Annotated in this window: 10 protein-coding genes and 1 pseudogene; 9 read left to right on the top strand and 2 right to left on the bottom strand. The window is 61.3% G+C overall.

What is annotated here, in order from left to right; translation table 11 throughout:
* Nucleotides 1-34: 34 nt before the first annotated feature.
* The 3 genes from NCR35_RS20680 to NCR35_RS20670 all read left to right on the top strand — a co-directional run bounded on the left by NCR35_RS20680 (nt 35) and on the right by NCR35_RS20670 (nt 3,478).
* Entirely contained in the window at nt 35-1,243 is a 1,209-nt protein-coding gene (locus tag NCR35_RS20680; RefSeq protein ID WP_350029220.1) for an MFS transporter, read from the top strand.
* A 107-nt stretch (nt 1,244-1,350) separates the two neighbouring features.
* Nucleotides 1,351-3,087 carry a histidine kinase famiy protein gene (locus tag NCR35_RS20675; protein WP_250535788.1) on the top strand — a complete coding sequence of 579 codons (1,737 nt, stop codon included), beginning with the start codon at nt 1,351-1,353 and terminating at the stop codon, nt 3,085-3,087.
* Entirely contained in the window at nt 3,077-3,478 is a 402-nt protein-coding gene (locus NCR35_RS20670; RefSeq protein WP_250535787.1) for a response regulator, read from the top strand. Before NCR35_RS20675 ends, NCR35_RS20670 begins: the two co-directional genes overlap by 11 nt.
* A gap of 54 nt (nt 3,479-3,532) precedes the next feature.
* Here the strand turns inward: NCR35_RS20670 and NCR35_RS20665 are convergent, their stop codons facing one another.
* Nucleotides 3,533-4,873 (bottom strand): ArsB/NhaD family transporter, encoded by a 1,341-nt coding sequence (locus NCR35_RS20665; protein WP_250535786.1) that lies wholly within the window; start codon nt 4,871-4,873, stop codon nt 3,533-3,535.
* A gap of 14 nt (nt 4,874-4,887) precedes the next feature.
* Entirely contained in the window at nt 4,888-5,922 is a 1,035-nt protein-coding gene (locus NCR35_RS20660; protein WP_250535785.1) for an amino acid ABC transporter substrate-binding protein, read from the bottom strand.
* A 340-nt stretch (nt 5,923-6,262) separates the two neighbouring features.
* Between NCR35_RS20660 and NCR35_RS20655 the strand changes: the two genes are divergently transcribed.
* The 6 genes and pseudogenes from NCR35_RS20655 to NCR35_RS20630 all read left to right on the top strand — a co-directional run.
* The gene (locus NCR35_RS20655; RefSeq protein WP_250535784.1) at nt 6,263-7,852 is read left to right on the top strand and encodes an aspartate-alanine antiporter-like transporter; all 1,590 of its coding nucleotides are present in this window, start codon (nt 6,263-6,265) and stop codon (nt 7,850-7,852) included.
* A gap of 22 nt (nt 7,853-7,874) precedes the next feature.
* Complete coding sequence (locus tag NCR35_RS20650) at nt 7,875-8,870, top strand: 2-hydroxyacid dehydrogenase (protein ID WP_250535783.1); 996 nt, start codon at nt 7,875-7,877, stop codon at nt 8,868-8,870.
* 6 nt (nt 8,871-8,876) lie between these two features.
* Nucleotides 8,877-9,569, top strand: a complete 693-nt coding sequence (locus NCR35_RS20645) for a hypothetical protein (protein WP_250535782.1) — start codon at nt 8,877-8,879, stop codon at nt 9,567-9,569.
* Nucleotides 9,570-9,937: 368 nt separating this feature from the next.
* Complete coding sequence (locus tag NCR35_RS20640; RefSeq protein ID WP_250535781.1) at nt 9,938-11,167, top strand: DUF3300 domain-containing protein; 1,230 nt, start codon at nt 9,938-9,940, stop codon at nt 11,165-11,167.
* A gap of 9 nt (nt 11,168-11,176) precedes the next feature.
* A complete protein-coding gene (locus NCR35_RS20635) occupies nt 11,177-12,109 on the top strand; it encodes a DUF2950 domain-containing protein (protein WP_250535780.1) in 933 nt (310 codons plus the stop codon).
* A gap of 84 nt (nt 12,110-12,193) precedes the next feature.
* A pseudogene (locus NCR35_RS20630) lies at nt 12,194-12,420 on the top strand (hypothetical protein); the annotation flags it as partial.

The following is a 12,420-nucleotide window of genomic DNA, read 5'->3' as shown; positions in this document are numbered from 1 at the left end:
CCGCTCTTGCGAAAAGGTCGGCCGAGCACGGAGCGTGCTAAAGCACCCGGATCCTTCGACAAATGGGCATACCTTCCGCATGCCGGCTTACCTCGCATTGGCACTGGTGTTCATGATCAACATGGCCGGCACGACGCTGCCCACCGCGATCTATCACGATTACCAGACGACCTACGGCTTCAGTCCCGCGACCATTACGGTGATCTTCGCCGCCTATGCGGTCGGGGTCCTCGGCGCGCTGTTGGCGATGGGCAGCTGGTCCGATCAACTCGGCCGCAAGCGCATGCTGATGGCCGGCCTCGTGGCGTCCGCCGTCTCGGCGTTGATTTTTCTCTTCGCCGACGGCCTCCTCATGCTCTTGCTCGGACGTCTCGTTTCCGGCATCTCGGCGGGCATCTTCACGTCGACGGCGACCGTCGCGGTGATCGAAGCGAGTCCGGCCGACTCGCGTGCGAAGGCCATGCTCGCTGCAACGTCATCCAATATGCTTGGGCTCGGCTTCGGACCTGTCCTCAGCGGGGCGCTCGTCGAGTTCGCGCCCTGGCCCATGCGTTTTTCGTACCTCGCGCATATCGCCTTGCTGGTGCCCGCGTGGCTCTTGCTACGCCGCGCGCCCGAAACCGCGCGCGTGGCCGACCACCCCAAATTGCACATGCAGCGCATCGCGCTCCCGCGAGAGGTGCGTGCTGCATTCGTACCGGCGGCGTTGTCTGGATTCGCGGGCTTCGTCGTTGTCGGATTCTTTACCGCCGTGTCGCCGCAACTCATGCGTAACGTGCTCGGTTACCGCAGCGGCTTGCTGATTGGCCTCGCAGTCTTCTTCATCTTTCTCTGCTCGGCCATCGGTCAGGCGGTCGAGAAGCGCATCCCGCAAAAATGGCGGCAGCGTACAGGTTCAGTCGCGCTTGTGATCGGTCTCGCGCTGCTCGGCCTATGCGCATCGCTGCATTCGTCCACCGCATTCGTCATCGGGACGATGCTCTGCGGACTCGGGCAGGGCATCAGCTTTCGGGCGGCACTCGGCGAGCTATCGAATCGCAGCCCGGCCGAGCGCAAGGCGGAAGTGACAGCGGCGTTTTTCGTGGTGCTGTATGTTGCGATATCGCTGCCCGTGATAGCCATCGGAGTCGCAGTGCAACGCATCGGCATCACACCCGCGACGATCACGTTCGCCGCGATCACGGTCGTTATCGTGCTTATTTCGCTCGCGTGGCTGCACCGCGTCGAGAAGGCGCAGTCATAGCAACGGACGAAGCTGCATCGAGCAATTGGTACCATGCAAAGGTTGCCGGCATCCCCTCGATGCTTCTTTGCGATGGGGCCTAAATCACACACACTGGCGAAGAAGATATGGCAAAGGGCAGCGACAAAGACGAAGTCTTGAACAAGCACGGCGATGAACAAGGAAATGGCCAGAGCATCGGCCGGCCCGCAGACGGCGAACTCGAAGGCAGCGCTTATTCGCCCTTGGGCAATCCCGGACTCAAGCACTGGCAAGCAAGCCAGATCTCCCGGCCTGGACTGGATGACCGAAGCAACATCTTCTTCGCTGCAGTCGAAATGACGCGAATGCCGATGGTCGTAACCGACCCGAATCAACCGGACAACCCTGTCGTTTTTGCCAACCGCGCGTTTCTCGACTTGACCGAGTACACCGAGGAGCAGGTTCTCGGACGCAACTGTCGGTTCCTGCAGGGCGCGGAAACGGATGCGCGCGCTGTGGATGAAATTCGTAATGCCCTGCGTGAGCAGCGGGCGGTCGCAGTGGACGTCCTGAACTACAAGGCGAGCGGCAAGCCGTTCTGGAACGCGTTGTTCATCGGACCCGTGTTCGATAAGGAGGGGAAGTTACTCTACTATTTCTCGTCCCAGATGGACATTACTCGCCGCCGGATCTCGGAGCAGTCCTTCCTGCAGGCGCAGAAGATGGAGGCCATCGGGCAGTTGACCGCCGGGCTCGCGCATGACTTCAATAACCTTCTGCAGATCATCACGGGGAATCTGGAACTGGCTGCAGCGTCCCTCGACGACAGGCAGGCGACTCGCGAAGCAATTGCACGCGCCATGTCGGCGGGAGAGAAAGCGGGCAAACTCACTCAGCAACTGCTCACTTTCGCTCGAAAGCAACGCCTGGAGCCCAAGCAACTCAATCTGAATACGCTGGTGGTCGAATTCAGTGAGATGTTGGTCCGAACGCTCGGCGACAAGATCGACCTGCACCTCGACCTGAAGCCCGGCTTGCCGGCGTGCACCATCGATGCAACGCACATGGAAATGGCATTGCTGAATGTGCTTATCAATGCTCGGGACGCCATGCCGAAAGGCGGAAGGGTCACGGTTGCCACCTCGGTCATCAATGATGCTGAGCGAATCGAGGCGCATAACCTGACACCCGGAATCTATGTCGTGATCTGCGTGATCGATCACGGAGAAGGAATGACGCCGGACGTCCTGAGACGGGCCACCGAACCGTTCTTTACGACCAAGGGGCCGGGCACCGGTCTCGGCCTCGCAATGGTTCATGGATTCGTACAACAGTCGCACGGCCGGCTCGAGATTGAGAGCACGCCCGGAGAGGGAACGACGATACGCATGATTTTCCCGGTGGTCAGTCATGCCGAGAGCGATGTAAGCCAGAAAGGCGACAAGTCTCTCAACTGGAGCACCGAAGCGATTCTCGGCAAACATACAGTGCTGGTCGTGGACGACAACCGCGACGTCCGCGAGCTCGCTTTTGGCCATCTGAAGAATCTCGGCTATCGCGTGCTGTCCGCGCAGAGCGGTGAGGAAGCATTGAAAGTCATCGAGCGATATGGCGATGTCGACTTGCTTTTCACTGACATCATCATGCCCGGAGGAATGAATGGCTTGCAGCTCGTAGAGCAAGTTAGGGCACGACAACCGGATATCGCCGTATTGCTCGCGACGGGCTATATGGATCAACTCCCCGCCGCGAACGTGTCCGCAGCGTCCATCACAACGCTCACGAAGCCCTATCGGGTGAGCGATCTGGCCGAGCACGTGCGCGCTTCGCTCGAGAAGAAGCTCCCGTCTCAGGCAGCCGATGATTTTCGCCATGAAGGATGAGAACCGGACAAGGCACGTACTGATTGTCGATGATGAGGTCGCGATCGCGTATGTCTTTCAGCGCTACTTCGAGCTGCGCGGGTTCCGCGTTTCCGCAGCCTACGATGGCAACGCTGCGCTCGCCATCAGTCAGAGCGAATCGATCGATGCATTGGTCACTGACTTTCGCATGCCCGGAATGAACGGACAAGAGCTCATCGAGCGTCTCAGGCAGACGGCCCCGCATCTGCCGGCGATCATCGTGTCCGGTTTCAGTGGCGAGATTGGCGAGCGTCCGGCCGGCGTGCGCGTGATAGGCAAGCCCGTCGAGCCGGCCTATCTCGTCGAGTGCGTCAGAGAAATGCTCGCTGACGCCGACACCGTGCAGTGGTTGAAACGCCCGAAAGATTGATGGTGAGAGAAATCTAAGCGTGGCAGCGTGAACTCAGGAATCGTTTATACGAAGTCAACGCAATATCTTCGACAGGATCATGACGTAAGCCGCCGTTACCGCGAGCTGGAGCAGCGTAACCGGTAAGCCATAGCGCAGAAAGCGGGCGAACGTGACCGGACGTCCTTCGTTCGCACAGACGCCCGCTGCGACGATATTCGCAGCCGATCCGATCAGCGTCGCGTTACCTCCGAGCGTCGCCCCATACATCATGCCGACGAATACGGGTATCACTGTTTGAGGCCAGTGTGTGAATTGATCCGCCATCGCCGCTTCAGGGACGAATTCGGCAGTCACGAGATAAGCCTTCAACATCACGATAGAAGCTGCGGCAACCGGCACGTTGGCCAATAAGGACGAGAGCAGGCCGATGCCGCAAATCATCGCGAGCGTAACGAGCATCAGATTGGTCCCGAACCACTCATGGAGCTTCAGCGCCATCACCTGTAGCAAGCCCGTTTTGACCATAGCCTGCACGAGACAAAAGATGCACGCGAGAAACACGAGCGTTTTCCAGTCGACGTCACGCAGCACGCGATCGGTCGGCTCGATCTTGAACGCAAAGGCCACGAGAAGCGCAAGCGCGCTCGCGATCACCGCGACGGCTGGCGGAACGATGCGCGTCGGCAGTTCTTCGCCGAGGATGAAGAGCAGCATCATCAGCGCGAGCACCACAAGAGACAGCGCCGCATAAACCGGCCTTTGCAGTCTTGCACGTCGGTCGCGCTTGGGCACGGGCCTGACGACGCCCCATATGTCGCGCATGATAAACGGCAGCAACGGAACGACCGTGAGGATGGACAGCAGGCCGCCGAGACTCGCGTACCTGAGATACTCGCCGAACGTCATGCCGATGGAACTGCCGACGAGAAACGTGGCCGGGTCGCCGACGAGCGTCAGCAGTCCGGCCGCATTGCTGAGAATAGCGGTGAGAATGAGCGGTGAAGCAATGTCGACGTCCAATGCGCGGGCCACGCGAACGATGATCGGTGCGAGAAGGATCACTGTCGTCGCGTTCGGCAACAGCGCGCACAACGGCGCGACCACTACGATCAGCAGCAACAGGAAGCGCTTGCCGCTTCCCGCCGTCGCCCGCAGGTATATGTCGCCGATCACGTCGAAGAGCCCGGTCGTGGCCAGTATTCGCGCCACGACCATGCCGCCGAAAAGCAAGCTGATAGGGCCGGCCGAGGTTCGCGCGGTGTCGAGCAGGTCCTGTTCGTCGAGAATGCGCAACGCGATGAGTAGGCTCGCGCCAACAAGCGCAGCAACTGTCATGTCGATGATATTGAAGGCGATCACCAGTATGACCGTCGAGAAAACGCCGACTACGAGGTAGATCTGCCAGTCGCTCACGGTGCATTCTTCCGTCATTGCATCGGCGGCGCGTACATCAGGCCGCCGCGCATCCACGATTCATTGAGTCCTCGTTTCATCTGCAGAGGGCTTGCGGTGCCGAGATTGCGATCGAACATTTCTCCGTAATTCCCGACACTGCTTAACGCTCTCGCTGTCCAGCCAGGCTTGATGCCGAGCATATTCGTCACTGCTGGGTCGGGAACCAGAGCGCGCGCCACGCGTGGGTCGCGCATTCGTTCCTCGTAATTGGCGCGGGTCACGCCGAACTCTTCCGCAATGATCAACGTGAACAGGACCCAACGCACGACGGTCAGCCACGCGATATCGTCGTCTCGCACGACGGGGCCGAGCGGCTCCCTCGATATGCGTTCGGGAAGAATGAAGACCGACGATGCCCCGCCCGGCGCGCGAGCTTGTATCGCGCCGAGCAGCGACGCGTCCCCCGTGACGGCGCTGCATTGGCCGTCGAGGAACGCGCGCTCGAGCGCATCCACCGATGTGACGACGAGCGGCTTGAGATCCAGTGCATTCGCGTGAGCATACGTGGAAAGATTGCCCTCGCTCGAGGTGTCGCGCTGCACGCATACCGTCGCGCCATTGAGGGACGAGGCCGCGCGTATGGGACTCTTCGTCCACACCATGAACGCTTGAGCATCGTAGAAGAGAACGCCCGCGAACTGTACGCCGAGCGTCCCTTCGCGGAGCAAGGTCCAGGTCGTATTGCGCGCGAGCAGGTCGATGCGACGCGTCCGAAGTGCGGGAAAGCGCGCGGACGTCCTGAGAGGAACGAATGCGACCTTGTCAGGATCGCCGAGGACTGCGGCAGCGACGGCTCGGCAGAAGTCGGCATCCATTCCCGTCCATCGCCCGGACGCATTCTGAACCGAGAAGCCGGCTATGCCTTCGCTCACGCCGCATCGGAGAACGCCTCTCGCTTCGACCTGAGCAAGCGTCTCTGAACCGGCGGCCAGCGATGCGGCCGGCGATGCGAAGATGAGCACTCCTGCCAGGACAACCGAGCGGATGCTCTCGACAGCTTCTTTCATTCCCTTCCCGGTTAGAGAACCGAATGCATGGCGAGTGCATTCGGCACGGCGCACGGAACTATGCGTCGCAGACTTGTTGTTAGGCGTGAATAAGTTGTAGGCGAATCACTGCTCGTTTCAAGGCGCCTTTTCCCGACAGTGTGGCTTTCCTCTCCGACATCTGCGAGAGAGTTGTTGTAAGTGGATCAATAGTCTGCTTTGAGGAACGGAGTGTCGTGGCCGCGAATCGCACTGAAGCGCGGCGCGACGGCGCTTATCAAACGCCGCTGGACTGCTTCAAACAAACCGCCTTTAATGTTTCTGTATCGCTGCGTTGCCTGATTCAAACACAGGAGGCCACATGGACGCAGTCAGAACGTTTCTCGAAAGCCAGTCGCTCTTCGCATTGTTTCTCACGATCGCATTGGGCTATCTTATCGGCGAGATCACGATCAAGGGCGTCGCGCTCGGCTCGGGGGCCGTGCTATTCGTCGGACTCGCCGTTGGCGCTTTTGCGCCGAAGTCGGCACCGCCGGCCTTGCTGGGCACGCTCGGCTTGCTGCTGTTCCTGTACGGCATCGGCATTCAGTACGGCGCGCAGTTCTTCAGAGGGCTGACTAGCCGTGAAGGGGCGAAGGCGAACGCCGCTGCTTGCCTCGGCGTCATCGCGGCGGGCCTCGTCTCATGCGCTTTCATTCGGTTCGGCATCACGCTCTCGGACGCGCTCGGGATGTTCGCGGGCAGCGGGACCAGCACGGCCAGCCTCCAGGTCGCCATTGCATCACTAAAGAGCAATGATGCCGCAGTGGGCTATAGCGTCGCCTATCCGTTCGGCGTGGCCGGCCCCATTCTGTTTCTCTATGCGCTTAACGTGTTGCTGAAAGTATCGATTCCGAAGCCGCCAGCGAAGGTACTCGAAACAGCGGAGATCGCACTCAAGAACGCAAGTTTCTTCGGCCTGCGACTATCGGAACTCCTCAGCCGCTTGCCGCTCGGCGTGTCCATTGCCGCAGTGCGGCGCGCGCATCATAATCAGTTGCCCGCCGACGATTTCATCGTGCAGTCCGACGACGTACTGCTTGTCACCGCCACGGACCGGCGCCTGCTCGACGAGGCCACCGCGTTATGCGGCGAGTCGCAGCCGGGACGCATCGCGAGCGATCGCGAAGACATCGACTATATGCGCGTGTTCGCATCGAATTCGGCGGTGGTCGGCATGCCGCTCGGCAAGCTGCGGTTTCCCGGCGGCGTGAACTGTTCGATTGCGCATGTGCGCCGGGGCGACGCCGATTTACTCTCGACGCCCGATCTCATTCTCGAAGCAGGCGACCGCGTAGGCGTGCTCGTGAATCGCGCGCATCGCGCGACGATTCGTGCATTCTTCGGCGATTCCATCAAGGGCACGGCGGATCTCAGTTTCATCTGCCTCGGAATCGGCGCAGCGGCGGGATTGCTGCTGGGCGCCGTTCCGTTGCGGGTGCCCGGCCTCGGCAGCTTCAGCCTCGGTCTCGCTGCGCTGCTGCTGCTCGCGCTGTGCCTCGGAAAAGCGAGGCGCAACGGACCGTTCGTGTGGGTCATGCCGCTATCGGCGAATCTCGTTCTGCGCAACCTCGGGCTCACGATCTTTCTTGCGCAGGTCGGCATTTCGTGCGGGCCGAAGTTCGTGGCGACCGTCGGCACAGCGGGGCCGTTGCTCCTTCTTTACGGCGTGATCACGTTGCTCGTGCTCGTGGGCGTTACGGCCGCGTCGTGCTTATGGCTATTCAAGCTGCCCTTCGATACCTCGGCCGGCGTCGTGTGCGGCGCGACCGGCAATCCCGCCATTCTCGCGTTCGCCAATCGCATCGCGCCCACGGATCAGCCCGACGTCATGTACGCCATGATCTTCCCGTCGATGACCATCGTCAAAGTGCTGTTCGTGCAGATCGCAATCTCGCTGGCCAGCGGCTAGCTATCGTATCGGAGATGAAATCATGGACGTGGCGATATTTAGTTCGACGCGTTACGAGCGCGAGTTTCTGGATCAGGCGAACGAATCCGCGCACCACAGGCTCAAATACCTCGACGTCTCGCTGAATCGAGATACGGTCGGAGAGGCTGCGGGATCCGGCGCGGTGTGCATCTTCGTTAATGACAAAGCGGACACCGCCGTTCTGGAGGCGCTGAAAAGCGGCGGCACTGGATTGCTCGCGCTGCGCTGCACGGGCTTCAATAACGTCGACCTCGAAGCCGCCGCGCGCCTGGGGCTCAAGGTCGTTCGCGTCGTGACGTACTCGCCCAACTCAGTCGCCGAACATGCCGTCGCGCTGTTGCTCGCCATCAATCGAAAAGTGCATCGCGCCTATAACCGTACACGCGATTCCAACTTCTCTCTCGACGGACTCATCGGCTTCGATCTGTGCGGCAAGACGGTGGCCGTAGTAGGCACCGGGAAGATAGGCTGCGTCTTTGCGAAGATCATGCTCGGCTTCGGCTGTAATGTGATCGGCTACGATCCCTATCCGTCGAAAGAATTTGAGGCGATGGGCCTGCGCTATGCGCAGCCGGGCGAGATCGGCGAGAAAGCCGATGTCATTTCACTGCACTGTCCGCTGACTCCCGCAACGCATCACATCGTCAATGCGGAGACGCTCAAGCGTGCGAAGCGTGGCGCCTTGCTCATCAATACGAGCCGGGGCGCGCTGATCGACACCGAGGCCGTGATCGAAGCCCTGAAAAGCGGGCAACTGGGCGGGCTCGCAATCGACGTGTATGAGCAGGAGGCGGACTTGTTCTTCCGCGATCTGTCCAATGAAATCATTCCGGACGACATCATTCAGCGGCTCATCTCGTTCCCTAATGTGATCGTGACCGGGCATCAGGCGTACTTGACGCGCGAGGCGTTGACGACTATCTGTGAGACCACGCTCGCGAGCATTACCGCGTTCGAGCATAACGAGCCGCTCGTGAACGAAGTCAAGGCGGGGTGACATCTCATGCTGCCGGACACCACCGCCGATGCTCCGCTAGTCGAACCGAGTGGCAACACACGAGCGCCCGTGCTGGATACGGTCGACCGCGTGTCCGAACTGTGCTTCGGGCTCTTCATGGCGCTGACGTTCGTCGGGACGGTGTCCGCAGCGACGAGCGGAGAAGATGCGGGCCGCAAGATGCTGTACACGGCCCTCGGCTGCAATCTCGCGTGGGGGCTCGCGGATGCCGTCATGTATCTGATGCGCACGCTCGTGAACCGGGGGCGGCGGCGCACGCTCGCGTTTGCGATCAAGCGCGAACTCGACGCGGCAGAAGGCGTGCGAGAACTGCGCGCAAGACTGCCGCCGTTTCTCGCGCCATTCTTCTCGGACGCCGAGCTGGAATCGATTCGCAGTCGCATCGCTCGATACGATGCGCTGCCGGAGCGCCCCGCGCTGGAGCGTGACGATTTTCTTGCCGCGCTGGGCATCTTCATCATCATCGTGCTCTCTACGTTCCCGGTCGCCGCTCCGTTCGTCATCATCCGGCACGTTCCCACTGCCTTGCTCGTGTCACGCGCGCTGACGCTCGTGATGCTCTTCGGATGCGGCGTTGCTTTGGGCTCCTATGCGGGATGGGGCGCGCTGAAAGCGGGGTTCGCTATGGTGACGTTGGGCGTGCTTCTGACGATGGCGATCATCGCGTTGGGCGGGTAAGTCAGATCGATTGGTCAGGACATCCATGCCGTCGAATGGCCGCGCCCGAGTTCTTGAATTCGCTAAAGGCTTCGCATATCTTTCAATTAACATCTATTGCTCATGGCTGCGTCTTCTAGCGCGTTGCGCCATAAGCGGCGAAAAGAACGAATGACGACGCTGCTTGGCCCGTGTATGTCCTTGCAGATCACCTCGTTTTTCAGAATGTCCGACGCCACGCGATTCAACACCGGCGGTTGATGCAACAGCGTATGCGGTCGACCGCCGGCGATTCTCATACGGACAGCGTCTCTTAAGCATGGGTGAATGAGTTTGTCTCACTGTTTTGAATGATGGCGAGAGACGGCCACTTCGGTGGTAAGAGAACAATGCCCAAGTTCATCAACGTGCTTCTGGTCGTGTCGGCGCTCGCATGTGGCGCGCATACGCTCGCTCAGGCGCCGGCGGCAAGCGTCCCGCCCCCGGCGGCAATGAGTCCCGCGGATCTGGACAAGCTCGTCGGTCCCATTGCGCTTTATCCCGACGACCTTGTTGCAATCATTCTTCCGGCTTCGACGTATCCGGTCGAGGTAGTACAGGCAGACCGGTTTCTCGAACGCAGAAAGGCGGACAACAATCTTCCGGTCGACGAACGCTGGCAAGACTCGGTGAAGGCGCTGCTCAACTACCCCGAGATCGTGAATAAGATGAGCACCGATCTCGACTGGACGGTCGCGCTCGGCGAAGCGGTCGTGGCGGATCAGAATGCCGTCTTGCAGGCCGTGCAGCGTTTTCGCCGGCAAACTCAGTCTGTCGGCAACCTGAAGAGCGACGACAAGCAGACGGTCGTGGTCGAAAAGGAGGTGATCAAGATCGTGCCGTCGAATCCCGAGGTCATCTATGTACCGCAGTACAACCCGTCCACGGTGGTCGTGAGCAGTCCGACGCCGGTTTATACGTACGCCCCGGCGCCTTATCCCGTTTACTACTATCCGTATGCGCCCGGCGCGGCCTTCGCCACGGGCATGATCTGGGGCGCGGCCATCACCGCGGCGTGGAACGGCGGACGGTACGAGGCCAACTATAACGGCGGCAATAACACCATCAACATCAACCGCGAACAAAACGCTAATCGAGCCGATGTGCAGAACAACCTGAGCAATCGCGCGGCAAACCGGTCCGGCTCGGGCGCGACACAACAGTCGAGCACATGGCGCTCCGAGAAGAAGCCCGGACAGGTCTCCGGCAGCGGCGGGCGTTCCTCGATGCAGCGTGTGGGCGACGCGCCTTCGCGTGCGAGCGGTGCAGGCGCGGGTTTCGGCGGGGCCGGCGGCACGGAGCGCGCTTCTGCACGCACGCAACCCGCCATGCAGAACACGCCTCGCGCGCAGGGCGCATCGAACTTTCAGGCGCGCGGCGGCGATGCATTGAGCGGCTATGGTTCGGGTCAAAGCGCCCGCGCTAACAGCGCGCGCGGGGCCGCGAGCCGGCAGTCGATGGCAGGCGGCCAGGGCGGTCGCAGCTTTCAAGGCGGTGGCGGCTTCAGTGGCGGCGGAGGCGGCGGCTTCTCAGGAGGCGGGGGCCGCAGCTTCGGCGGCGGCCGTGGAGGTCGTCGCTAGGGGATGCCTATGAACATTCATCGAACCGATGGCCGCTTGACTCGTCTCGTCATGGCGTTTGCGATAGTCGCGATGTTGCTCGCGCCTGCGACGCTCCTCGCCGCGAGCGACCAGCAGACCTTCGCGACACCCGAGGAAGCCGTGAGCGCACTCGCGCAGGCGCTGAAGTCGGACGATGACGCCGCGCTCATCGGTATCTTCGGCAGCGCGCACAAGCGGCTCGTCGTCACGCCCGACGAGGCCGAGAATCGTCAGTTGCGCGCCAATGCGCTTGCCGAATTCGAGGCGTTTCACCGGCTCGAAGAGGCGTCGCCCGATCGCCGCATTCTCGTGATCGGCGACGATGCGTGGCCCATGCCCATTCCGCTCGTTAGAGAGAACGGCGTCTGGCGCTTCGCGACGGAAGAGGGCGAGCAGGAAGTGCTGGACCGCCGTATCGGCGCAAACGAGCGCGAGGCGATCAAGGTGCTGCGCGCTTATATCGATGCGCAGCGCGAGTACGCCTCGCAGGACCGCATGGGGGACGGCGTGTTGCAGTATGCACGCAAGCTCGGCAGTTCGCCGGGCAAGCGCGACGGACTGTACTGGCCAGCGGATGAGAGTCGGGGCGAAGAACAGAGTCCCTTCGGTCCGCTGATCGCCGCGAGCTCGACATATTTCAAGGACCGTCACGCGGGCGACGCGTATCACGGCTATCACTTTCGCATTCTCACGCGCCAAGGCAAGAACGCGCCGGGCGGGGCTTTCAGCTACATCATCAATGGGCGCATGCTGGCCGGCTTCGCGATGGTGGCGTACCCGGCGCAATACGGCGAGAGCGGCGTCATGACGTTCATTGTCAATAACAACGGAGTGGTGTATCAGAAGAACCGCGGCCCGTCCGCGCCACCGCTGACGGAATTCGATCCGGACCCGACGTGGACGCGCGTGAACGAGCCGTGACGGAGGGATCGCTGAGGTTGACGAAAGACGTTGATGGAAGGAGTCCATATGAACGCAATGTGTTGGCGCGCGATCGTTGCGATGATGATCGCAACGATCGCCATGGATGCCCTTGCGCAAAGCAAGCCGATCGCGTATCCGTCGAAAGGACAAAGCGCGCAGCAGCAACAGAAAGATGACGGCGCGTGCTACAGCTGGGCGAAGAGCAACACGGGTATCGATCCCGCGACGGCATCGACTGCGCCGCCGCCGCAATCGGGCCCGGCGGTCGGCGGCGGCGAGCGCGTTGGCGGCGCGGCGCGTGGCGCGGC

It is taken from the genome of Caballeronia sp. AZ10_KS36 (assembly GCF_023631105.1).
Classification (GTDB): Bacteria; Pseudomonadota; Gammaproteobacteria; order Burkholderiales; family Burkholderiaceae; genus Caballeronia.
This window is presented reverse-complemented; position numbering and strand designations above follow the sequence as displayed.

Bases quoted from the DNA above. Each gene is read 5' to 3' on its own strand.
- NCR35_RS20675 (WP_250535788.1), top strand. From the start codon at position 1,351: ATGGCAAAGGGCAGCGACAAAGACGAAGTCTTGAACAAGCACGGCGAT.
- NCR35_RS20670 (WP_250535787.1), top strand. From the start codon at position 3,077: ATGAAGGATGAGAACCGGACAAGGCACGTACTGATTGTCGATGATGAG.
- NCR35_RS20660 (WP_250535785.1), bottom strand. From the start codon at position 5,922: ATGAAAGAAGCTGTCGAGAGCATCCGCTCGGTTGTCCTGGCAGGAGTG.
- NCR35_RS20655 (WP_250535784.1), top strand. From the start codon at position 6,263: ATGGACGCAGTCAGAACGTTTCTCGAAAGCCAGTCGCTCTTCGCATTG.
- NCR35_RS20650 (WP_250535783.1), top strand. From the start codon at position 7,875: ATGGACGTGGCGATATTTAGTTCGACGCGTTACGAGCGCGAGTTTCTG.
- NCR35_RS20645 (WP_250535782.1), top strand. From the start codon at position 8,877: ATGCTGCCGGACACCACCGCCGATGCTCCGCTAGTCGAACCGAGTGGC.
- NCR35_RS20640 (WP_250535781.1), top strand. From the start codon at position 9,938: ATGCCCAAGTTCATCAACGTGCTTCTGGTCGTGTCGGCGCTCGCATGT.
- NCR35_RS20635 (WP_250535780.1), top strand. From the start codon at position 11,177: ATGAACATTCATCGAACCGATGGCCGCTTGACTCGTCTCGTCATGGCG.